Source organism: Neobacillus cucumis (assembly GCF_023715505.1).
In genome coordinates, this window is the sequence record NZ_JAMBOH010000003.1 from 64,345 (window position 1) to 86,307 (window position 21,963).

Consider the following 21,963-nt stretch of genomic DNA (forward strand, 5'->3'; position numbering starts at 1 on the left):
TACGAATGTACAAACATTCTTTCTGGAGGCTTGTCCCATGAAAAAAATATTCGGTATTCTCTTATCTATTTTAGTCATATATGTTATTTATTACGACCTAACCGTTGGAACTCTTCCAGCCTCCACCCCTCAACTTGTAGACGCAAAAGTTGAACAAAGAACCCCATCACCTGCCGAAATAGACACGCCTTCATTTGATGCCGAGGTAAAACCAGGCGATACAGTAATTTCCATTGTTGAACATAAAATTAATAAATCACTGCCTGTATCCATTGCAGACTTAATCGAGGACTTTCAAACATTAAATGGAGGTAAGTCCCCTGAAAAAATTCAAATAGGTTCCACATATCATTTTCCAGATTACTCAAAATAAATAGGATATGTCGTTAATCTTGTCAAAAATAGCACATGGCTGATAAAATAAGATGAACCTAGAATCAGGTTATCACATTCAATATTGATTGTTTGTGGGAACATTCAAAGTACGGACCGTTAACACGGCAATAGATCGGATTTATTAAGATTCGAATCCACATTTGAAGGAGAGCGAATTACACGTGAGTGAAATCATACATCGCACAAAAACCCGGCCAATTAAAGTAGGCAATTTAACTATTGGCGGGAGCAATGAAATTATTATTCAAAGTATGACTACAACGAAAACGCACGATATTGAGGCGACCGTTGCAGAGATAAAAAGATTGGAAGAAGCGGGCTGTCAAATAGTCCGTATAGCATGTCCAGATGAACGCGCTGCAAATGCTATTCCAGAAATAAAAAAAAGAATTAATATTCCACTTGTAGTTGATATTCATTTTGATTATAAATTAGCACTTAAGGCCATTGAGGGCGGTGCTGATAAGATTCGGATTAATCCAGGGAATATTGGCAAACGGGAAAAAGTTGAAGCAGTAGTAAAAGCAGCCAAAGAACGTGGAATCCCCATTCGAATCGGCGTAAATGCAGGTTCACTTGAAAAGAAAATCCTTGAAAAATATGGTTACCCAACAGCGGATGGAATGGTAGAAAGTGCGCTTCACCATATTAAAATTCTCGAGGACTTAGATTTCCATGATATTATTGTTTCGATGAAGGCATCTGATGTTAATCTAGCCATCGAGGCGTATGAAAAAGCTGCCCGTGCTTTCGATTATCCACTGCACTTAGGGATAACTGAATCTGGGACACTTTTCTCTGGAACAGTGAAAAGTGCGGCTGGTTTAGGTGCAATTATCAGTAAAGGAATCGGAAATACACTACGTATTTCTTTAAGCGCCGATCCTGTAGAGGAAGTAAAAGTTGCCCGTGAGCTTTTAAAAGTATTTGGTCTTTCTTCCAATGCAGCAACACTAATTTCATGCCCAACGTGCGGAAGAATTGAAATTGACCTTATCAGTATCGCAAATGAAGTAGAGGAATATATTTCAACAATAAAAGCGCCCATTAAGGTTTCAGTACTAGGCTGTGCTGTAAATGGTCCTGGTGAAGCCCGTGAAGCAGATATAGGGATCGCCGGTGCCCGTGGAGAGGGTTTATTGTTTAGAAAAGGTGAAATTGTCCGTAAGGTTCCTGAGGCACAAATGGTCGAAGAGTTGAAAAAGGAAATTGACCAAGTCGCTGAAGAGTATTTCCGTAAAAAGGCAGAAGAAGAAGAAATGTCAAAAACAAAATAAGAAAAGCGCCAGCGCCTTGGGTCACCCCCGATATAGGGCACTTGCCGACTGGCCAGCGAAAGCAGGGGCAAATACTGGTCGCCCTTAATGCGTACGGAAAGCGATAGCTTTCTGCAGCCAAGCATAAGACGAGACGGCCGAAAGGTTGCTTTTTAACCTTTTGGACGGATTGGCTTGTGGCCTCGAGGGGCTAGGCGCTGAAGCTAGCCAATTATCTCATAAAACAGTAAAGAAACCCGGTAGTTTAAACCGGGTTTCTTTTTTGCTCCTAAAGCAGATCTGTTAAAAGAACGGAAGAATAAAGATACCGACTACAATTGATATCGCTCCAATACCAATTGCCCACGCCCCAAGACCCTCGGCACCTCTTTTCCTTGCTACGAATCCTAACACAATACCTGCAGCACCAAATAGTATAGGCATTACAAACAGTGACAAAATCGATAACGCTAAGGCAAGGACACCCATCCCAGTACCGGCAGTGGCACCAGCGCCAGCTTTCTGTTGTTGCTGCTGTGTTTTATTTTGATTTTTCCGCAGTGTAACAGGAACTGGGGCAGCAATTTCAGCTGCAGATTCTTCCCTGTATTGAGAAGAACGAATAGGTACTGATGCACCAATCTCAGGAGTATTCTCTGATTTTTTCAGGGAATAAGAAGTCCTAATTGGTGCAGCAACTTCTGAAGCCGTTTCTTCCCTATATGAAGAAGGAGAATTGGGAATATCTTCTCCAATTATTGGTCCTCTAAGAGCTTCTTGCACTTTCGTGTCTCTTTCATCTGCCATCCTAATCCCTCACTTTCAGTTATAGGAGCATTTATTAGTGTAAACTACTTGACGGTTTTTAGTATGTCAATGTTTGTCTCCAATAGTTATTTATTTGAAATACCGGAAATGGTACTTTTCAAAATAATCCTTTATTGTTGGCCTGTCTTTGGTAAAATAGAGAGAGAACTTTAGACGAGGGTGAAGATGTAATGAAAAGATTTGGTATTGATATAGATGGCACCGTAACCTCCCCCACCTCCCTGCTTCCTTTTATCAATAAAGCCTTTAACCTAAATATTTTGTATGAGGATGTAAATCAGTACGAATTGACCCCATTTGTTAATGTGCCCGAAAAGGAATTTGCTAAGTGGTTTACGGAAAATGAACCGATCATTTACGAAGGGTCACCGCCTGCAGTTGGTGCAATTGATGTGTTAAATAAATGGAAACATAAACATGAATTATACTTCATTAGTGCACGTGGACCTCATTTACTGGATGTGACGGAGGAATGGTTTTTCCAGCAGGGGCTAACATTTCACCATATTGAGTTAATTGGATCACACGATAAAGTGGAAACTGCAAAGAAGCAAAAAGTCGACATTTTCTTTGAGGATAAACATGATAATGCCGTGATGATTCATGAAGAGTGCCAGATTCCAGTCATTCTTTTTGACACCCCCTATAATCAGGATCCCCTGCCAGAAGGCGTCATACGTGTGAAGAATTGGCGTGAGGCATCTGAGTGGGTCGAAACTTGGCTAAAAAAACAGGAATCATTACGTAAAAAACAGCTTGTGTAATCCACAAGCTGTTTTTTAACTGCAATCAGGACACCGTCCATATATTTCAAATTTATGCCCTGAAATATCATATCCCTTAAGATTTTCACTTAAACCATTCATGGGACAAGTATCGATTTCTTTTGTTTTTCCACAATCTAAACAGATAAAATGATGATGGTGGTGGTTTCTGGAACAGGTAAAGCGAAAATGTTTTTCCCCTGATAACTCTGTCATTTCTAATATGCCCATTTCGACAAATAGAGAAAGATTACGATAAATGGTATCGAAACTCAATCCTGGATAATCATCTTTTAATAAATCGAGTACATCTTTAGCAGTTAAATATTTATCATGATCTGCGAATAATTGCAGCATATCTTCTCTTTTTCCTGTTTGCTTAAATCCATTATCCTTTAGGTGCTGTATGGCTTCATTTACATTCACTTAGCTCCTCCTCCTAATCCATTGGTCATTTTTTTATAAAAGATTGCCATTATTAAAATAAGAACGGCAAGCATAACAATCGTACCCCCGGGAGCAAGATCAAGATAATAGGCAGTAAAAAGCCCGCCTAATACAGAGAGTTCACCAAAGATAACAGAAAAAAGAATTGTTTGTTTGAACCCTTTTGCTATTCGAATACTTGCCGCGACTGGAAGTGTCATTAGCGAGGAAACCAACAAAATCCCAACAATTCTCATAGATGCGGCAATCACAAGTGCGACCATGACAATAAAGATAAAATGAATACTTTTCGCAGGTATGCCTGAGGCTTTGGCATGTTCTTCATCAAAAGAAAGTAAAAATAGTTCTTTATACAAAAAAATAATGATTAAGATAACAATCACACTTATCGCCAATATAACCCATAAATCAGTTCGGCTGACAGCTGAGACACTGCCAAATAAATAACTATATAAGTCCGTATTAAATCCATTGGCAAGTGAAATAAAAATAACCCCAAGCCCAATTCCGCCAGACATGATGATGGGAATTGCTAACTCCTGATATTGTTTATAAACCCCTCTAAGCTTTTCAATAAACAATGATCCGCCAACAGAAAAAACCATCCCCATATAAAGCGGGTTTAATCCTGCCATCATGGTAAGTTTATTCTCAATTAAAAGACTAGCAGCTATACCAGCCAAGGTAACATGGCTTAATGCATCAGCGATTAATGATAGCCTTCTGACAACGATAAACACTCCTAACAAAGGGGCTAGAATTCCAATCAAAAGCCCAGTTAAAAATGCATTTTGTAAAAACTCATAATGAAAAATACCTTCAATCAATTTTTAACGCCTCCATGTTCATGGTTATGGGCCAGCATGTGAACATCATGACCATAAACTTTAGACAATCCCTTGCTGCTAACTTGTTCAAATTCTTCTGTATTACCATGAAAATGCAAATGTTTATTTAAACAAGCAACATGTGTGACCTTATCCGAAATGGTGCCGATATCATGTGTAACCAATAACAGTGTAATCCCCCTGCTGCTATTTAAATCGCCCAGCATACCGTAGAACGAATGAACATTTTCTGCATCCACCCCAACAGTCGGTTCATCCAAAATCAAAAGATTCGGTTCACTTACAAGTGCGCGGGCAATAAATACTCTTTGCTGCTGGCCCCCGGATAGTTCGCCAACATTTCGCTGACTAAACTCTGCCATCCCTACTGCCTTGAGTGCTTCGATTACCTTCTCCTTATGCTCTTTTTTGAAAAAGGTAAACAGCCCTAACTTTTTGGTTAATCCGCTTGAAACAACTTCAAAAACAGTAGCTGGAAATCCTGTATTAAAGGAATTTGCTTTTTGAGAAACATAACCAATTTTTTGCCAGTCTCTAAATTTACTTATTTCCTGGCCAAATAAAAATATGTCCCCTCTTTGCAGCTTTAATAAACCTAATACTAATTTTAACAAGGTAGATTTACCTGAACCATTTGGTCCAACAATGGCCAAAAAGGATCCATCAGGGATTGTAATATTAATATCTTCAAGTACACTCTCTTTTTCATAACGGTAAGAAAGATGTTTTATTTCAATTATTGCTTGCATGGTTCCCACTCTCACTTTTAATTATAAGAATCATTCCGATTTAACTTCAAGTAGTATACAATAGGACTTTCCAATTGTAAAGGCTAAGTAACTTGACACGGATCCCTGTCAAATCCATTGTCACACTCTATCCCCTTCTTCATACATTAGCATGGAGGAGTGATGAGGGTGAAAATATTTGAAAGCATCATTAATCATAAAATTAACACAATCACTGCAGAAGAACTTGTAAAGTATGCAAATCAATTTAATATAAAAGTTAATCGCGGGCAAGCCATCAAGATCGCTGAATACTTAAGAGGTAAAAATATTAATATTTTTGATAATACACAGCGTGCGCAATTGGTAAAGCAAATTGCTAAGGCTGCTGGACCTGAAACGGCACGAGAAGTGAATAATTTGTTAATTCAATTCACAAAGCAATAAAAAGCTGTGCGGAAGCACAGCTTTTTTTCTTATCCTTGCATGATTTCATCTAATAATTTCTCATTAAACACTTGCTCCCTGAGCATGTTTATTTCAAATTTATAAGGCGGTTTTTTATTATTTTTGTCTTCACCAACGAATGGAGTCTCTAATATCTTAGGAACATCCTGTAATTGCGGATGATGAACTACATAATTTAGTGCTTTAAATCCAATATGACCAAATCCGATATTTTCGTGGCGGTCTTTTCTCATCCCAACCGAATTTTTGCTGTCATTGATATGAAGTACTTTAAGCTTATCTATGCCGATAATTTTATCAAATTCATTTAAGACTCCATCAAAGTCTTCGACAATGTTATAGCCGGCATCATGTGTATGACAAGTATCAAAGCAAACTGACAATTTATCATTATAATTGACCCCATCGATAATCATTGCCAGTTCCTCAAATGATTTCCCGCATTCAGAACCTTTTCCGGCCATTGTTTCTAAAGCAATTTGAACCTGTTCCTTACCGGTCAATACTTCATTCAGACCCTCAATAATTTTTTTTATGCCTTGGTCTGTTCCAGCACCAACATGGGCACCCGGATGGAGAACAATCTGCTTTGCTCCAAGTGCCTCTGTTCTTTCAATTTCACTGCGCAAGAATCTTACACCTAATTCAAATGTATCCGGATTTGTTGTGTTCCCAATATTAATGATATATGGAGCATGAACAATGATTTCAGTAATTCCGTTCATTTCCATATATCTTCTTCCTGCTTCAATGTTCAGGTCTTCTATTTTCTTTCTTCTCGTATTTTGCGGTGCACCCGTATAAATCATAAAAGTATTGGCGCCATAGGATACTGCTTCAGCGCTGGCCGCAAGCAGCATATCTTTGCCACTCATTGATACATGTGAGCCGATTTTCAACATCCCTGTTCTCTCCCTTTATATGATTATTTCTTTCGCTTCTCTATCTTTCGCTGCCGTTTTTTTATTTTATCCATTTCCCACTGCATCTTCTTTTTGTATCCAGGTTTTACCCTTTGTGGTTTTTTGACCATCGATTTTGCGGTTCGTTCCGCTTCATCTGCTTTCCTTACACGAGTCTTCCTTTTATTTCTTTCGTCGATTTCTATAATTTCTTCATTTTTGAAGTCAACATGTTTAAATTGAATGCCCATTTTTTCCAATCTGTTCAAAGCATCCTCATCAGAGCTCTCATATATTGTTAGGGCAATACCGGAATTACCTGCCCGTGCGGTTCTTCCCACCCTGTGAATATAAAAATCCAAATCTGTCGGAAGTTCATAATTAATGACATGGCTGACACCTTCAATATCGATCCCTCTTGAAGCAAGATCTGTCGCAACAATATATTGATACTCCAAGTCCTGTATTTGTTTCATCATCTTTTTTCGTTCACGAGGATTTAAATCACCATGGACCCGACCCACTTTTAGGCCCTTTTCATTTAAGAAATAGGCAACTTCTTCTGCCATCTTTTTCGTATTAGTAAAAACAATCGCTAGGTATGGATTGTAAGCAAGCAGTGCATCATGTACAAGCTGTTTTTTATTGCGATGCCTTGATGGTAACAGAAGATGCTCTAAATTCGCTGCTGCTTTTCTCTTTGATTCAATCTGGATGGTCTTTGGATTCTCCATATATTTTTTTAAAAATGGTTTTAACTTTTCAGGAATGGTAGCAGAAAAAACCATCATCTGCAGTTTCTCCGGCATTTTTGCTGCAACTTGATCAACATCTTCAATGAATCCCATATCTAACATCATGTCAGCCTCGTCAACGACAAGGATGTTGGAGGTATGGATAAATAGGGCCTGCTCCACCATGAGATCTTTAATTCTACCAGGAGTGCCGACAACAATATGCGGCTGAACCTTTAGTTTTTCAATCGTCCGCAGCTTATCTGTTCCCCCTATATAACATCTAGTCATAATTTGCCTATCAGGACTGCAATGTTCGGTAACCTTCAAAATCTGGTGATAAATTTGTGAGGCTAATTCCCTGGTTGGCGCCGTTATTACTGCTTGAACTTCTTGACGTGCTGGATCAATCCCTTCTAAAATCGGCAACACATAGGCAAATGTTTTACCTGTCCCCGTTTGGGACTGACCAATAGCACTTTCCCCTTTTAATACTACTGGGATCGTCCGTTCCTGAATTTCTGTTGGCTCATAAAAACCAAATTGATTCAGTGCTTCTATAATAAAAGGCTGAAACTTAAATCGCTCAAATTGATTTGTATTCATATAATAGCTCCTTAGTCTAATTAATCTTATTATGGAGTAGTATTTCCTTAAGGTTAGCTTCCTTCTCTATGTCCATCATGTTATTATAGTAAAATTCCTCCTAAATAACCAGTTAACTACACTTTTTATTCTCAGCTTTTACTAATAAGGCAATTTTTAAAACGAAATTAGTTTTTTCCTTGTGTGTAAACCTAAACCAAATTTGGTTTTATGCATACTTTATTGTATGAAGTCATGTAAGAAAGGAGGTCGTGGAATGCAGCCAAGACCAAGAATGCCCTTTAACGGTGGAATGGGGCAGCAAATGTTCGGTGGAGGTGGTCCGATGATGGGACCGGGGGGCCAGCCTTCTTTCGGAAGAAATCCGATGATGAGGCCTCAAGCAGGACCTTTTGGCGGAGGAAACTCAATGATGGGAGCCAGAATGAGGCCCGGATCCGGTCAGATGGGCAGAGGGGGAGGCGGATTACTCTCGAAACTTCTCGGTAAAGGCACCCAGACAGGTACACCAGGCGGACTTATGGGAATGGGCAGAGCAGCAGGAAGCGGTGGCGGCTTAATACAGACCCTAAGCACTCCTGGGGGATTAAATGGGATTTTAAATAATACCCAGCAAGTGTTAAAGACAGCACAAACCATAGGACCCATGATCCAACAATACGGACCAATGGTAAAAAATATACCTGCGATGTGGAAGCTTTATCGCGGGTTTAAAAATGCTACCAAGAGCAGTGATTCATCCAGTAAGAATCGAAAGTCAGATTCAATTGTAGAGGAATCTTCCAGCAGCGAAAGTTCGGAATCTGTAAATTCTAATCAGTCTGTCAAGCGAAAGACCAGCCAAAAGTCACGTTCTCAACAGCACCAAAAGGGAAGTTCAATTCCGAAAATGTATATATAAAATCTCTGAATGCTGAAGCCCAGCATTCTTTTATTTTTCCGATAAATCTCACAGGAAAAATGTATCTTTGTATTATATCTATTAGTTTTATATAATAAATACATAGACTAGCAGAAAAGCCTAAAAGGCAGTGAAAAATCTTTTGGTGCTTAGCTAAATGAAAAAGTTCATTTAGGAGGACTTTATATATGCAAATCATTAAAATATCACCACGCGGTTATTGCTATGGAGTTGTCGATGCCATGGTCATTGCGAGAAATGCCTCTTTAGATAAATCATTACCTCGTCCTATCTACATTTTAGGGATGATCGTTCATAATAAACATGTCACAGATGCCTTTGCAGAAGAAGGAATTATTACTCTTGACGGGAAAAATCGTATCGATATTCTTAATAAAGTGGAAGCTGGAACAGTTATTTTTACCGCCCACGGCATTTCACCAGAGGTACGAGAACTTGCGAAGAAGAAAGGCCTAGTAACAATTGATGCAACATGTCCTGATGTAACGAGGACACATGATTTGATTGAGGAAAAAACCAAACAAGGATATCAAGTTATTTATATTGGTAAAAAGGGGCATCCAGAGCCTGAAGGTGCTGTCGGGGTTGCTCCAGGTATGGTTCATTTAGTCGAAACCCCTAACGATGTAGAAGCATTAACTGTTCAAAGTAACAAACTTATTGTGACGAACCAAACAACTATGAGTCAGTGGGATGTTGCAGACACGATGAAAAAAGTAAAGGAAAAATATCCGCATGTAGAAGTTTATAATGAAATTTGCCATGCCACACAAATCAGGCAGGAAGCGGTCGCAGGTCAAGCAACAGAAGCGGATGTTACGATAGTGGTTGGAGACCCAAAAAGTAATAACTCGAATCGACTGGCCCAGGTTTCAGAGGACATTGCCGGAACAAAAGCATATCGTATTGCCGATATAACCGAATTAGAACTAGATTGGATAAAGGGCGCTAAGACAGTCGCTGTAACATCCGGCGCCTCAACACCAACACCAATTACTAAAGAGGTCATCTCTTTCCTAGAGCAATTTGATCCAACTAATGAAGCAACCTGGGAACGCCGCAAACAAGTTCAATTAAATAAAATATTACCTCGAGTAAAAAGTACAGAAAAATAATAAGAACAAAAGCGCAAGCGCCTTGATCAGGGAAAAAAGTAGTTCATTTCTTCCTAGGGGCTGGAGCTGACAATTTTCAATTTAAAAGAACCGTGTCCCATAAGACCGGTTCTTTTAATGTGTGATTAAACAAACTGAAAGGGATCTGTATTTTCTTCTGAAGGGAAAATGTCAACGTTGTAACCAGACTCCTTGCACATCTTTTGGAGTACTTTTGTCAGCCCTTTTTTCATGACTTTTTCAACATTATGCCCCGGGTCAATCATATTTAAGCCCTGCATCATCGCATCATGTGCGGTATGATAATAGATATCCCCTGTAACATAGACATCTGCCCCTTTAAACTTGGCACTCATAAAATATTTATTGCCATCACCGCCTAATACGGCAACTTTTTTTACTTTGGCTGATAAATCACCCACAACCCGTACAGTCGAAACGCCTAAGGACGATTTTACCTTTTCGGCAAATTCAGCTAATGTCATTTCTTTCACTTTTCCGATTCTGCCGAGACCGAGCGCTTCCCCTTTATTCTCTACAGGGTATACATCATAAGCTACTTCTTCATAAGGATGTGCCTTGATCATGGCGGTGATTGTTTTCCTCAAAAGTGGTTCAGTCACAATCGTTTCTAGTCTCACCTCATCCACTTCTTCTAACTGACCAGGTTTACCTAGAAAGGGATCTGTATGTTCACCTGGTAAAAATCTCCCTGTTCCATTTGCTGAAAAAGAACAATGGCTATAGTTTCCGATAAAACCTGCCCCTGCATTTCCCAGCACTTGTCTAATTTCCTCTGCATGACTAGAAGGAACAAAGACCACTAATTTCTTAAGCTTTGTATTAACAGTAGGAACCAGGACCTCTGCATCCTCAAGCCCTAAAGCCTCAGCCAAAAGGTCATTTACCCCGCCTTTAGCTATATCCAAGTTTGTATGGGCTGCATAAACAGCTATATCATGTTTTAATAGTTTTTCGATCATTTTGCCCTGGGTTGTATCTGTCAACAGGTTTTTAAGCGGACGATAGATGATGGGATGATGTGCGATTATAAGCTGAACATCTTTTTCAATTGCTTCGTCAATAACATGCTCGAGAACATCCAGAGCAATCATTACCCGTTCAACCTTTTTATTTAATCGTCCAATTTGTAAGCCGATTTTATCGCCCTCCATTGCCAATCCTTTTGGAGAAAATTGTTCAAAAAGTTGGATGATTTCATGACCGTTCGGATTCTTCACTATTTAAGAACCTCCTCTACAAGTTTTATTTTATTGGTTAACTCTTTTCTTTTTTCAATTGTTTCGACCGTTTCAGATGCTTCTTCCAATGCTTTTGAAATCCGCTGCCAGTTATTCATTTCGGCGGTCCACTTCTTTTTAAAAATCTCATTCTTTTGTTGAAGAAGGAACGGTCCTAGCAAAAGCCCCTCAGCTCTCTTTTTCTGATATGGCTTAGCAGGGTCTCCCCTTTCCGCTACTAGGATTTCGTATATCTTCGAATCTTCCTCAATAATTTCCTCTGTAATTAACTCCCAGTTGTTTGTTAAAAGCCATGTTCGAATCGAAATTGCGCTAATATTAGGTTGTAAAATAAGGCGCTGCACTGAGTCTAGCTTGTCTTTCCCATTTTCCAAGATATTGGATATAAGTGCCCCACCCATCCCAGCAATGGTAATACAATCAACCTCACCAGGCTCAATCACCTCAAGCCCGTCCCCCATACGAACGGCAATCGTATCAACTAGTCCTTCTGCTAAGACATTTTTCTGGGCAGATTGAAATGGCCCTTCTGCAACTTCCCCAGCGATTGCAAACGAAATTTTTAAATTTTTAGCTAAGTAACATGGTAAATACGCATGGTCGGACCCAATATCCGCCATCCGTGCCCCTTCTTTTACATACTTTGCCACTGTCGTTAATCGAACTGATAACTTATCTGTATTCAAAATTCCACCACATTTACTAAAGTTTATATTATCTAATCATTTAACTTAGAGAATTGTCCAGCTTCAGCCCCTAGGAAAAAAATGAACTACTTTATTCCCTCCTCAAGACACTTCCGCTCTTCGTTTTAGTATAAAAAAAGTCCTTTACATATGCAAAGGACTTCTTTTATTATTTAATTTTGGAAACCCATTCTGCCATTGCTTCAGCTTGTTCTTGAGGAACAAGACCTGATGGCATGTTACCTTTACCTTTTGTAATAATGTTAACAATCTCTGCCTTAGAATACTTACTGCCAACACCCTTTAATGTAGGACCTACTACCCCTTGATACTGATCCCCGTGGCAAGCAACACAGGTTTGCTTATAAATATCTTCTGGCTTTGTAGCTGCAACCTCTGTTGTCTCACTGCCTTTCCCATTATCCTTTGCCATTTCTTTCATGTCTCCTAGTCCTTTAAAAGAAAGGATAAACACTAATACAATCCCAAAAACCATGACAAGAATGTAAGGAATTACCGGATTCCGTTTCATGATCTTACCTCCCTTATGTACGACCGCTTGTTAAAAATAAATAGTTTACAAACAATTACTATTTTACTTGAAAAATAACAGAAGGAAAAGCCCTAAACTTATTTTATCACTATAATCTTCATAATAAAGAAAAAAGAGACAGAGAAAATAATAAATTATTTCTTCCGTCTCTCTTCTTTCTATTCATTTATTAGCAGCCGATAAGGCGGGATATAACAATTCTTTGTACTTCAGAAGTCCCTTCACCAATCTCAAGAAGCTTTGCGTCACGCATCATTCTTTCTACCTGATACTCCTTCATGTAACCGTAACCACCATGGATTTGAACCGCTTGATCTGTAACTTCCATACACATTTCGGATGCATACAACTTACACATGGCAGCTTCCTTAGAAAACGGCCTGCCTTGGTCTTTTAACCAAGCCGCCTTATAGACCAGATTGCGCGCTAGTTCAATTTTCATTGCCATATCGGCAAGCTTAAATTGAATAGCCTGAAAGGAGGAAATGGATTTGCCAAATTGTTTTCTTTCCTTTGCATACGCTAATGCCCTCTCATAAGCACCTTGAGCGATGCCTACAGCCATTGCACCAATCCCGATACGTCCACCATCCAAGGTGATTAAAAATTGTCTAAAGCCCTCTCCACGCTTCCCCAGAAGATAATCAACAGGTACTTTTACATTTTCTAACACCAGCTCTGTTGTATTAGAGGCATTCAAACCCATCTTTTCATAATTATCAATGATCGTAAAGCCCTCTGCGTTTGTAGGAACTATAATGGCACTAATCTCCTTTTGTCCATTCTTCCCGCCAGTAACAGCGGTTAAAGCTAAATGCTGCGCATAACTGGCATTCGTAATAAAACACTTATTTCCATTTATAATAAATTCGCCATTTTCCTCTTTGGCCGATGTCCTTGTTCCCCCCGCGTCTGAGCCGGCATTAGGTTCTGTTAGACCAAATGCCCCCAATGATTCTCCTGTACAAATCGGGGTTAAAAATTTAAGCTTTTGCTCCTCGGTTCCAAACAAATTGAGCGGTGCACCGCCTAAAGAAATATGAGCAGAGTAAGTTATCCCCGTCGAGCCGCACCCCCTGCTTAACTCTTCAACCACGATCGCAAAGCTGATTGTATCGGCTCCGCTGCCGCCATACTTTTCTGGAAAAGGGAGACCCATCATCCCTAAATCACTTAGCTTTTTAAATATCTCTACAGGAAATCGCTTTGTTCGATCGCGCTCTAGGGCTCCTGGTGCCACTTCTTCATCTACAAATTGCCGGATCATTTGTTTAATCATTAGTTGTTCAGATGTTAAGTCAAAATTCATTTCCATCCCTCCAAACCACCATTGTATACGCTTTCTTATTTATTATATAAGGAATTGTAAATAATTCATAACATTTTTAAATATTAAAATATATTATATTATCGAAATATAAATAAGTGATTTTCTTTATCGTGGATAGATGGGAAGAGAACTACCGATTTACTGCTGTTTGAAAATACAACTGATCATTTTTCTTTTTGCAAAAAAGTAAAATGACTGAAGAAGCCACTATTATCCGAAATGCCTATTTGCAAAATGAGAGATAATTCAGTAAAATAACAATACAGAAAGTGCTTTCATTAGTTAGCTCTATAATGTTTTGCAAAAAAAAAATAGTCTACTTCAATAAAGAAGCAAACTATTATTAGCAGTACATTCCGTTATTCTAAGAAATCTTTTAAACGTTTGCTGCGGCTTGGGTGACGCAATTTCCGCAATGCCTTTGCTTCAATTTGACGGATACGTTCACGAGTAACACCGAATACCTTTCCTACCTCTTCAAGGGTACGGGTCCGTCCATCGTCCAATCCAAAGCGCAATCTAAGAACATTTTCTTCTCGGTCAGTTAGAGTATCGAGAACATCTTCTAATTGCTCTTTTAATAATTCATAGGCAGCATGTTCTGAAGGCGATGTTGCGTCCTGGTCTTCAATAAAATCACCTAAGTGTGAATCATCTTCTTCACCAATTGGAGTCTCAAGTGATACTGGTTCCTGAGCGATTTTTAGGATCTCTCGCACCTTATCAGGAGTTAAATCCATATCTTCGCCGATTTCTTCCGGTGTTGGTTCGCGGCCAAGATCTTGCAAGAGTTGACGCTGAACTCGAATTAGTTTATTAATGGTTTCAACCATATGAACGGGAATTCGTATTGTTCTTGCTTGGTCAGCAATAGCACGTGTAATGGCCTGACGAATCCACCAAGTGGCATAGGTACTAAATTTAAAACCTTTACGATAATCAAATTTCTCAACTGCTTTAATGAGACCCATATTCCCTTCTTGAATTAAATCAAGAAACAACATACCGCGGCCAACATACCGTTTGGCGATACTAACTACAAGCCGTAAATTGGCTTCGGCAAGACGACGTTTTGCTTCTTCGTCACCTTCTTCAATTCGGTTTGCAAGCTTGATTTCTTCTTCGGCAGATAGTAAGTCAACACGGCCAATCTCTTTCAGATACATCCGGACAGGATCATTTATCTTAACTCCAGGAGGAACACTAAGATCGTTTAAATCGAATTCTTCGTCATCTTCTTTTGCCAATTTTTTAATATCCGGGTCTTCCTCATCACTATCGCCTACTAATTCAATTCCTTGCTCAGTTAAGGACTCATAAAATTCATCCATGTGCTCGGAATCCACATCAAAATTAGCCATTTTTTCAGCAATATCATCATAGGCAAGGACACCGATTTTTTTACCCAGTTCAGTTAACTGGTCTTTTACTTGTTCAAGGGTTAATTCATTTTCAACCTCTTTTGAACGGGCTGATTTTTCAGCAGCCATATGTCCCCCTCCTTCCAAAAATCAAAGACAATAAAATGGAATTATAACAATTTACGCAAGTGATTAATTTCATTAGCAATCACTGCGGCCTTACTAAAGTTCTTTTCTCGTTCAACCTCTTTTAGTTCCACTTCTTTTTCTTTTATCTTTAACAACTTTTGATAATTACACACCTGTTTGATATAATCAGTTAATTCCTGATTTGTTAACTCATCATTGATGGACATCATTTCAATGTCCGCAACCATTCTTCTAAGATTGTCATCTTGGATATAGGTTAAAAACGCGCTGGTATCAGGTTCTGTGTGATCTTCAAAAAATCCTAACAGATAGGTTATTATTGCCTGATGTTCATCGGTATTAAACGTTTGTCCTGCTAGCAATTCCTGTACTTTATATACCACTTCTCGATTTTTAAGCATATGGGCGATCAACCGCCTCTCGGCTGTAATATATGCCGGTTTCAGTTCTTCTGCAGGCTTAACAACTAACATAGGCTTATGAGCTGGTTCCTTCAACCCATATGATTTTCTCTTTTCAGCAAAATAAATTTGCTTTTGCTGCTGTTTTAAAGCCTCTAACGAGAGGGAAAATTCCGATGCAAGCTGTCTTAAGTAATGATCCCTTTCAACTGCCTTATCGAGTTTACTTATCTCCTTGATTATCTGTTCGATGTATGCGAGCTGATCTCCTTCAAGCTGAAGATTTTTTCCGCGCCGGAAATAAAGAAATTTAAAGGCCATCCAGGTTAAACTTGCACCAATGACTTCATTGCGGAACTTATCTGTACCATTCTTTTGAATATATTCATCAGGATCCAGACCATCTGTCATCATCGCAACTTTAATTTGAAAGCCAGCTTCTTGAAGATGGTTCCCTGCCCTGTAAGCAGCCTCGATCCCCGCTTTATCGGAATCATAGCAAATGGTAATCGTTTGAACATTTTGTCTTAACAGAGCAATATGCTCATCTGTTAATGCTGTTCCCATTGTGGCGATACCATTTTCTACACCAGCCCGGTCTGCAGCAATTACATCGGCAAATCCTTCAAATAAAATGGCATATTGCAGTTTTTTTATACTTGGTTTTGCCAAGTGATAATTATATAAAATTTTACTTTTATTAAAGATTGCTGTTTCGGGACTATTTAAATATTTTGGCTCATCAGCCCCAAGTGATCTCCCAGAAAAAGCAATCGTATTACCGTGACGGTCAAAAATAGGAAACATAATCCGTTCCCTAAAACGATCAAAGTAAGTTCCATCCCGCTCTCGTTTGATAATTAAACCGGCTTTCTCCATCCATTCAGGTGAAAAATCCCTTTTGGTCAAGAACTTATACACGAAGTCCCATGAATTTAATGAATACCCTATTTGAAACTTATCAATCGATTCTTGGGTAAACCCTCTGTTCAGTAAGTACTCAAGCGCATGCTGACCTTCTTTTGTATTTACTAAGAGATGATGGTAAAATTTTCTTAAAAGCTCATGGGCATCCAACATCGCTTGAAGCTCTTTTGAAAGTTTTTTTCCGCCTTTTGATGAAGATATGTTTATTCCTAATTCAATATTTACCTTCGCTGCTAGTTTAATGGCTGCCTCTTGGAATGATATTCCTTCAAGCTCCATTAAAAAAGAAAATACATTTCCCCCCGCTCCACAACCAAAACAGTGAAAGATTTGTTTGTCAGGTGATACTGAAAATGATGGGGTGCTCTCTCCATGGAATGGACATAATCCGAAGTAATTTCGCCCCTGTTTTTTCAGTTGAACATAATCGCTTATTACCTCGACTATATCAACAGCCTGACGAATTTGGTCAATCTTTTCTTCGGCAATAAGCTCTGCCATGCAAACACAACTCCATTTGTACTACAGGTATTCGGCAGGCATTCATTAAATTCCTGCAAATTTCGACAAATTTTTTGTTAATTCCATCACAAATCTTGCTCGATCCTTAAAATAAAATTGATTTGACCTTCTTTCGTATTCTCCTCTATGTAATATTTTTTTCACATGACGATCATAGGAAGCACCAAAATAACCGTTAGCGGAATTTTAAATACGATTTCAACAATTTCATTTTGACCGGGCAAGAATCTGAATCGACAAAAATAGCCGATTTGCCTAATCATAAGTATAAATTCTACATCACTCCGCATATTCCTTCTTAAACAGATAACTTTTATAAAAAGGATTTATGTCGAATTTTTTTTAGGGGGCTGCCTTGACATCTAACAATAAATAGTTTATTCGTTATAATGCAACTCTAAACCTAAAAAGATATATTTTTATCACAATTTTTTATTATAGTATATTCGTTATCATTTTACCATAACTTTTTTTCATTTTTTTTAAGTAAAAAAAACACACAATCAATTGACTATGTGTTAGAATCTTCCCTTTTGAATATAATTTAGTATAACATTAGCTGTCTCCTCGACTGCTTTATTGGTCACATCAATTACTGGACATTTAATTCTCTTAATAATTGTCTCAAAGAAAGTTAATTCTTCTTTTATCCGTTCAATATTAGCATAGCTTGCTTGATCGTTTAATCCTAGGGAAAGCAGCCGTTCTCTTCTAATATTATTTAGCTTTTCCGGACTTATTTTCAATCCAAAGCACTTATCAATTGGAACTTTATATAGTTCTTCCGGCGGATCTACTTCCGGAACCAACGGTACATTGGCCACCTTTAACCGTTTATGTGCCAAATACTGAGATAATGGGGTTTTAGAGGTTCTTGAAACTCCAATCAAAACGATATCAGCCTTTAAGAGCCCTCTTGGGTCTCGTCCATCATCATATTTTACTGCAAATTCAATTGCCTCAACCTTTTTAAAATAATCCTCATCAAGTTTCCTTACCAAACCAGGTTCACATAATGGTGTTTTCCCGCTAAAAATTTGAATTTGGTCAATAATAGGTCCGATTAAATCAACAGCTTGAATACCGTCTTCAAATGCTCTCTCCTTCAAATATGTACGCATATCTGGTTTTACAAGGGTATAAGCAATCATTCCCTTATCATAGGAAACAAGAGATAAAACCTCTTCGATATGTTCTTTATCCTCCACATAAGGGAATCTCTTTAATGTCATACCAGATCCATTGAACTGGCTAATTGCTGCTTTCGTAACTAATTCAGCTGTCTCCCCAACTGAATCAGAGACCACATAAATGATCGGCGCGCTCATTCTCCCTCATCACTCCATTTCCTATTTATCTTTCCTCATCAGCTAAAGCCAAAAAGGCTTTTGTAATGTTTGTTTTTGTCACTCTGCCAATAACCTCATATCCAGTCTCCGATTTTTTTACGACAGGCAGGGCATCGATTTGCTTTTCAATTAGTTTTCTGGCAACATCAATTAGTAAATCTTCACGCTCACATATGGTTATGTTCGGCATCCTTGTCATGATGATATTGACAGGGATACTGGTAAGCTCTTGTTTGCCAATACTTGCACGCAATAAGTCTTTTCTCGACAATACCCCGACTAGATTCGAGTTTTGATCCACTACAAATAAAGTACCCACATCTTCAAGAAACATTGTACAGATTGCATCATAAACCGAAACACTTTCACCTACTACTACAGGGATAGATTGATAATCCGAGACATAAATTTTCTGCAGGTTTTCAGTCAATAGCTGAGTCCCCGACTTTCCAGTATAAAAATAGCCAACCCGCGGCCGTGCATCCAAAAAACCTGCCATTGTTAGGATTGCCAAGTCAGGCCGTAATGTAGCACGTGTTAAACTCAATTGGTCCGCAATTTGCTCACCCGTAATAGGACCATTGTCTTTTACGATCTGTAATATATGTTCCTGGCGTTTAGTCAGTTCGATTGTCCTCACCACCTTAAAAATACAATCATCTCTTGCCTCGTTTGATTAAGAAATATTATATACTACTTCCCCGCTATTTTAAATAATAACGGTTATAGATAAAAGGTGCGGACATCCGCACCTTTCGCTTACTTAAAACATCATTTTCCCTTGTAAAAAGTTTACTAACTCAGAAATAGGAAGACGGGTTTGCTCCATTGTATCCCTGTCACGTACTGTAACCATGTGGTCTTCTTTAGAGTCAAAATCATAAGTAATACAAAATGGTGTACCAATTTCATCATGACGGCGGTAACGTTTACCGATAGAGCCTGCTTCATCATAATCCACCGTAAAGTGTTTTGATAAATCAGCAAATACCTCTTTCGCCTCTTCAGAAAGTTTTTTCGATAGCGGTAATACCGCAGCCTTATATGGTGCTAATGCAGGATGGAAATGCATCACCGTTCTGGAAGTACCGTCTTCAAGCTGTTCTTCATCATAGGCATCGATTAAGAATGCTAGCGTAACCCTGTCAGCACCAAGTGACGGTTCAATACAATATGGTACATACCTTTCATTCGTTTCCTGATCTAAATAATGGAAATCTTCACCGGAAAAATCCATATGCTGCTTCAAATCATAATCTGTTCTTGAAGCCACGCCCCACAGTTCGCCCCAGCCAAACGGAAATTTAAATTCAAAATCTGTTGTCGCATTACTATAGTGGGAAAGCTCATCTTCTGAATGGTCACGGAGCCTAATGTTTTCTTTTGTAAGACCTAGAGATAATAACCAGTTTTCAGCAAAATGCTTCCAATAATCGAACCATTTTAATTCCTCACCCGGTTTGCAGAAAAATTCAAGCTCCATTTGTTCAAATTCTCTTGTGCGGAATGTAAAATTACCAGGGGTAATTTCATTTCGGAAGCTTTTACCAATCTGCGCAATCCCAAACGGTAATTTCTTCCGCATTGTCCGTTGTACATTTTTAAAGTTCACAAAAATACCTTGAGCTGTTTCCGGACGAAGAAAAATTTCATTTGTACTAGTTTCCGTTACCCCTTGGAATGTTTTAAACATTAAATTAAACTGGCGAATACCGGTAAAGTCATGGCTGCCACAGTCAGGGCAAGCAATGTTATGTTCTTTTATTAATTCTTCCATCTTTTCGAATGGAAGACCGTCTACAACCATTTCTATGCCTTTTTCCTCAAGGGCATTTTCAATTAGTTTGTCAGCACGATGACGGGCCTTACAGTTTTTACAGTCAATCATTGGGTCATTAAAATTACCAATATGGCCTGAGGCTTCCCAAGTTCTTGGATTCATTAAGATGCTGGCATCTAAGCCGACATTATAGGGAGACTCTTGAACAAATTTTTTCCACCATGCTTGCTTGATATTGTTTTTAAATTCTACGCCTAATGGACCGTAATCCCAAGTGTTAGCTAAACCTCCATATATCTCTGATCCAGGAAAAATAAATCCTCTGTGTTTCGCATGCGAAACGATTTGTTCCATTGTTACATTCATTGTTTTCTCGCTCCTTTTTTTTTATAAAGAGTGGGAGGACATAAAAAAACTCCCGTCTCTATGCTTTTGACAAGCATAGGGACGAGAGTTACCCGCGGTTCCACCCTATTTGCTGCTTTAAATGCAGCCTCCTTAAGTTGTGTTTCTTCAACACGATTGCTCAGGAACGCCTTCATTAGCCCCCTATACCCTAGCTCACACCGTCCTAGGTTCGCTTTTATAGAGATCGCTAATTACTACTTTCCGTCAATGCAAATATTTTATTAAAGAAATATTAACGAAAACTTCTAACATTGTCAACAAGGTAATTATAACAGATTACGAAAATGATCCATCGAATTAAGAAACTTTTTAGATTTAAGATGAAGACCTGAATACTCATCATAGTAGGCTGTGATAATTTTTTTCAATTCAGCCTTCGTTTCGTCTTTAACTGAAATATTTCCTAAGCGGGTAAGATCAAAATAATAAAATAGCCGTAATAATTTAACAGTTGCTGGTAATAATGGAAAATGATATGGATCTTTATCCAAACAGCGATGACAAATAAATCCGCCTTCCCGAATTGAAAATGAAAACTGACCGTCAGTACTTCCACAGATTGAACATCGATCTAAAATCGGGTAGAGTCCCATAACATTTAACATTTTCATATCGTATATATTCATGAGTATATCAGGATCAAAGCCTTCATTCATATAATTAAGTGTCTGATAGAGCAACTCGAAATGAAAAGGGTTTGGTTTTTTATCCTCAGTACACCGATCTGTTAATTCAACAATATAACTGGCATAGGCTGTTAAAAAAATATCCTCCCCAATAGCGCGCAAGGAAGTGATAATTTCTCCCTGCTGCAGGCTCCCTAAACCAGAACCGGTTTGCAAGAGGAAATATCCATGGGTAAAAATCTGGGAAATAGAGGAAAGGCGGCTGTTTGGCTTTTTGGCACCACGGGCCATAACGCCAATCTTACCACCTTCCCTGGTATATATCGTTACTATTTTATTAGTTTCACCATAATCTGTGGTTCTAATGACAATGCCTTCATATTTCTGAAGCATTTTTTGTCACCTTCTAACGTAAGAGCGAAAACAAACTTATGAAACGGGAAAATCAATTTGTGCTAGACCTTCATTCTGATTTCCGGGTATTTCTTGGTTTTCCTTCTCAAGCTCCTTAAAGAGAAGATATGTGTCAATATTACCTGTCTGGAGGAATACTTTCCACGTAAAATCCATCATCGAAAACCCCACCTTTCATTA

Annotated in this window: 23 protein-coding genes and 1 other annotated feature; of the genes, 6 read left to right on the forward strand and 17 right to left on the reverse strand. The window is 38.6% G+C overall.

What is annotated here, in order from left to right:
- Positions 1-37: 37 nt before the first annotated feature.
- Together M3226_RS05435 and ispG are read left to right on the forward strand one after the other, a co-directional pair.
- Positions 38-373 (forward strand): hypothetical protein, encoded by a 336-nt coding sequence (locus tag M3226_RS05435; RefSeq protein ID WP_251563342.1) that lies wholly within the window; start codon positions 38-40, stop codon positions 371-373.
- Between the two features lie 184 nt (positions 374-557).
- Positions 558-1,673 (forward strand): flavodoxin-dependent (E)-4-hydroxy-3-methylbut-2-enyl-diphosphate synthase, encoded by a 1,116-nt coding sequence (ispG, locus tag M3226_RS05440; RefSeq protein WP_308211929.1) that lies wholly within the window; start codon positions 558-560, stop codon positions 1,671-1,673.
- 282 nt (positions 1,674-1,955) lie between these two features.
- On the opposite strand, the gene M3226_RS05445 is transcribed toward ispG, so the two are convergent.
- Positions 1,956-2,459 carry a hypothetical protein gene (locus tag M3226_RS05445; RefSeq protein ID WP_251563344.1) on the reverse strand — a complete coding sequence of 168 codons (504 nt, stop codon included), beginning with the start codon at positions 2,457-2,459 and terminating at the stop codon, positions 1,956-1,958.
- A 191-nt stretch (positions 2,460-2,650) separates the two neighbouring features.
- On the opposite strand from M3226_RS05445, the gene M3226_RS05450 reads away from it, so the two are divergent.
- Positions 2,651-3,244, forward strand: coding sequence for a hypothetical protein (locus M3226_RS05450; protein ID WP_251563346.1), 594 nt, complete (start codon positions 2,651-2,653; stop codon positions 3,242-3,244).
- 15 nt (positions 3,245-3,259) lie between these two features.
- Here the strand turns inward: M3226_RS05450 and M3226_RS05455 are convergent, their stop codons facing one another.
- Genes M3226_RS05455 through M3226_RS05465 form a run of 3 tightly spaced genes read right to left on the reverse strand, consistent with a single transcriptional unit; the run spans position 3,260 to position 5,288 of the window.
- A complete protein-coding gene (locus tag M3226_RS05455) occupies positions 3,260-3,670 on the reverse strand; it encodes a Fur family transcriptional regulator (protein WP_251563348.1) in 411 nt (136 codons plus the stop codon).
- A complete protein-coding gene (locus M3226_RS05460) occupies positions 3,667-4,518 on the reverse strand; it encodes a metal ABC transporter permease (protein ID WP_251563351.1) in 852 nt (283 codons plus the stop codon). Before M3226_RS05460 ends, M3226_RS05455 begins: the two co-directional genes overlap by 4 nt.
- A complete protein-coding gene (locus M3226_RS05465) occupies positions 4,515-5,288 on the reverse strand; it encodes a metal ABC transporter ATP-binding protein (RefSeq protein ID WP_251563353.1) in 774 nt (257 codons plus the stop codon). The genes M3226_RS05460 and M3226_RS05465 overlap by 4 nt, the downstream gene beginning before the upstream one ends.
- A gap of 168 nt (positions 5,289-5,456) precedes the next feature.
- On the opposite strand from M3226_RS05465, the gene M3226_RS05470 reads away from it, so the two are divergent.
- Positions 5,457-5,714, forward strand: coding sequence for a DUF2624 domain-containing protein (locus M3226_RS05470; protein WP_251563354.1), 258 nt, complete (start codon positions 5,457-5,459; stop codon positions 5,712-5,714).
- 29 nt (positions 5,715-5,743) lie between these two features.
- Here M3226_RS05470 and M3226_RS05475 read toward each other — a convergent pair whose 3' ends face one another.
- Together M3226_RS05475 and M3226_RS05480 are read right to left on the reverse strand one after the other, a co-directional pair.
- On the reverse strand, positions 5,744-6,637 hold the full coding sequence (locus tag M3226_RS05475; protein ID WP_251563356.1) for a deoxyribonuclease IV: 894 nt from the start codon (positions 6,635-6,637) through the stop codon (positions 5,744-5,746).
- 23 nt (positions 6,638-6,660) lie between these two features.
- Positions 6,661-7,977, reverse strand: coding sequence for a DEAD/DEAH box helicase (locus M3226_RS05480; RefSeq protein WP_251563358.1), 1,317 nt, complete (start codon positions 7,975-7,977; stop codon positions 6,661-6,663).
- Between the two features lie 256 nt (positions 7,978-8,233).
- Here M3226_RS05480 and M3226_RS05485 point away from each other — a divergent pair, with 256 nt between their 5' ends.
- Positions 8,234-8,878: a YqfQ family protein gene (locus tag M3226_RS05485; RefSeq protein WP_251563360.1), complete on the forward strand. Its 645-nt coding sequence runs from the start codon at positions 8,234-8,236 to the stop codon at positions 8,876-8,878.
- Between the two features lie 188 nt (positions 8,879-9,066).
- Entirely contained in the window at positions 9,067-10,014 is a 948-nt protein-coding gene (locus M3226_RS05490; protein ID WP_251563362.1) for a 4-hydroxy-3-methylbut-2-enyl diphosphate reductase, read from the forward strand.
- Between the two features lie 125 nt (positions 10,015-10,139).
- On the opposite strand, the gene M3226_RS05495 is transcribed toward M3226_RS05490, so the two are convergent.
- The 11 genes from M3226_RS05495 to M3226_RS05545 all read right to left on the reverse strand — a co-directional run bounded on the left by M3226_RS05495 (position 10,140) and on the right by M3226_RS05545 (position 21,942).
- Positions 10,140-11,255 (reverse strand): Nif3-like dinuclear metal center hexameric protein, encoded by a 1,116-nt coding sequence (locus M3226_RS05495; protein ID WP_251563364.1) that lies wholly within the window; start codon positions 11,253-11,255, stop codon positions 10,140-10,142.
- The gene (locus tag M3226_RS05500) at positions 11,255-11,962 is read right to left on the reverse strand and encodes a tRNA (adenine(22)-N(1))-methyltransferase (RefSeq protein ID WP_251563366.1); all 708 of its coding nucleotides are present in this window, start codon (positions 11,960-11,962) and stop codon (positions 11,255-11,257) included. Before M3226_RS05500 ends, M3226_RS05495 begins: the two co-directional genes overlap by 1 nt.
- A 169-nt stretch (positions 11,963-12,131) precedes the next feature.
- The gene (gene cccA, locus M3226_RS05505) at positions 12,132-12,494 is read right to left on the reverse strand and encodes a cytochrome c550 (RefSeq protein ID WP_251563368.1); all 363 of its coding nucleotides are present in this window, start codon (positions 12,492-12,494) and stop codon (positions 12,132-12,134) included.
- Positions 12,495-12,684: 190 nt separating this feature from the next.
- A complete protein-coding gene (locus M3226_RS05510) occupies positions 12,685-13,824 on the reverse strand; it encodes an acyl-CoA dehydrogenase family protein (RefSeq protein WP_251563370.1) in 1,140 nt (379 codons plus the stop codon).
- Positions 13,825-14,204: 380 nt separating this feature from the next.
- Positions 14,205-15,335 (reverse strand): RNA polymerase sigma factor RpoD, encoded by a 1,131-nt coding sequence (gene rpoD, locus M3226_RS05515; RefSeq protein WP_098529962.1) that lies wholly within the window; start codon positions 15,333-15,335, stop codon positions 14,205-14,207.
- A 41-nt stretch (positions 15,336-15,376) separates the two neighbouring features.
- Entirely contained in the window at positions 15,377-17,185 is a 1,809-nt protein-coding gene (gene dnaG, locus M3226_RS05520) for a DNA primase (RefSeq protein WP_251563372.1), read from the reverse strand.
- A 539-nt stretch (positions 17,186-17,724) separates the two neighbouring features.
- Complete coding sequence (locus M3226_RS05525; RefSeq protein WP_251563374.1) at positions 17,725-18,534, reverse strand: pyruvate, water dikinase regulatory protein; 810 nt, start codon at positions 18,532-18,534, stop codon at positions 17,725-17,727.
- 25 nt (positions 18,535-18,559) lie between these two features.
- Positions 18,560-19,198 carry a helix-turn-helix transcriptional regulator gene (locus tag M3226_RS05530; RefSeq protein WP_308211930.1) on the reverse strand — a complete coding sequence of 213 codons (639 nt, stop codon included), beginning with the start codon at positions 19,196-19,198 and terminating at the stop codon, positions 18,560-18,562.
- 120 nt (positions 19,199-19,318) lie between these two features.
- Entirely contained in the window at positions 19,319-20,701 is a 1,383-nt protein-coding gene (locus tag M3226_RS05535; RefSeq protein ID WP_251563378.1) for a glycine--tRNA ligase, read from the reverse strand.
- 74 nt (positions 20,702-20,775) lie between these two features.
- Positions 20,776-20,960 (reverse strand) — a binding site (T-box leader).
- A 49-nt stretch (positions 20,961-21,009) separates the two neighbouring features.
- Positions 21,010-21,762 (reverse strand): DNA repair protein RecO, encoded by a 753-nt coding sequence (gene recO, locus M3226_RS05540; RefSeq protein WP_251563380.1) that lies wholly within the window; start codon positions 21,760-21,762, stop codon positions 21,010-21,012.
- A 36-nt stretch (positions 21,763-21,798) separates the two neighbouring features.
- Positions 21,799-21,942, reverse strand: coding sequence for a YqzL family protein (locus M3226_RS05545; RefSeq protein WP_149871020.1), 144 nt, complete (start codon positions 21,940-21,942; stop codon positions 21,799-21,801).
- Between the last annotated feature and the right edge of the window lie 21 nt (positions 21,943-21,963).

Bases quoted from the DNA above. Each gene is read 5' to 3' on its own strand.
- M3226_RS05450 (WP_251563346.1), top strand. From the start codon at position 2,651: ATGAAAAGATTTGGTATTGATATAGATGGCACCGTAACCTCCCCCACC.
- M3226_RS05475 (WP_251563356.1), bottom strand. From the start codon at position 6,637: ATGTTGAAAATCGGCTCACATGTATCAATGAGTGGCAAAGATATGCTG.
- cccA (WP_251563368.1), bottom strand. From the start codon at position 12,494: ATGAAACGGAATCCGGTAATTCCTTACATTCTTGTCATGGTTTTTGGG.
- M3226_RS05480 (WP_251563358.1), bottom strand. From the start codon at position 7,977: ATGAATACAAATCAATTTGAGCGATTTAAGTTTCAGCCTTTTATTATA.
- dnaG (WP_251563372.1), bottom strand. From the start codon at position 17,185: ATGGCAGAGCTTATTGCCGAAGAAAAGATTGACCAAATTCGTCAGGCT.
- M3226_RS05445 (WP_251563344.1), bottom strand. From the start codon at position 2,459: ATGGCAGATGAAAGAGACACGAAAGTGCAAGAAGCTCTTAGAGGACCA.
- M3226_RS05435 (WP_251563342.1), top strand. From the start codon at position 38: ATGAAAAAAATATTCGGTATTCTCTTATCTATTTTAGTCATATATGTT.
- M3226_RS05465 (WP_251563353.1), bottom strand. From the start codon at position 5,288: ATGCAAGCAATAATTGAAATAAAACATCTTTCTTACCGTTATGAAAAA.
- M3226_RS05510 (WP_251563370.1), bottom strand. From the start codon at position 13,824: ATGAATTTTGACTTAACATCTGAACAACTAATGATTAAACAAATGATC.
- recO (WP_251563380.1), bottom strand. From the start codon at position 21,762: ATGCTTCAGAAATATGAAGGCATTGTCATTAGAACCACAGATTATGGT.
- M3226_RS05545 (WP_149871020.1), bottom strand. From the start codon at position 21,942: ATGATGGATTTTACGTGGAAAGTATTCCTCCAGACAGGTAATATTGAC.
- M3226_RS05525 (WP_251563374.1), bottom strand. From the start codon at position 18,534: ATGAGCGCGCCGATCATTTATGTGGTCTCTGATTCAGTTGGGGAGACA.
- M3226_RS05535 (WP_251563378.1), bottom strand. From the start codon at position 20,701: ATGAATGTAACAATGGAACAAATCGTTTCGCATGCGAAACACAGAGGA.
- M3226_RS05485 (WP_251563360.1), top strand. From the start codon at position 8,234: ATGCAGCCAAGACCAAGAATGCCCTTTAACGGTGGAATGGGGCAGCAA.
- M3226_RS05490 (WP_251563362.1), top strand. From the start codon at position 9,067: ATGCAAATCATTAAAATATCACCACGCGGTTATTGCTATGGAGTTGTC.
- rpoD (WP_098529962.1), bottom strand. From the start codon at position 15,335: ATGGCTGCTGAAAAATCAGCCCGTTCAAAAGAGGTTGAAAATGAATTA.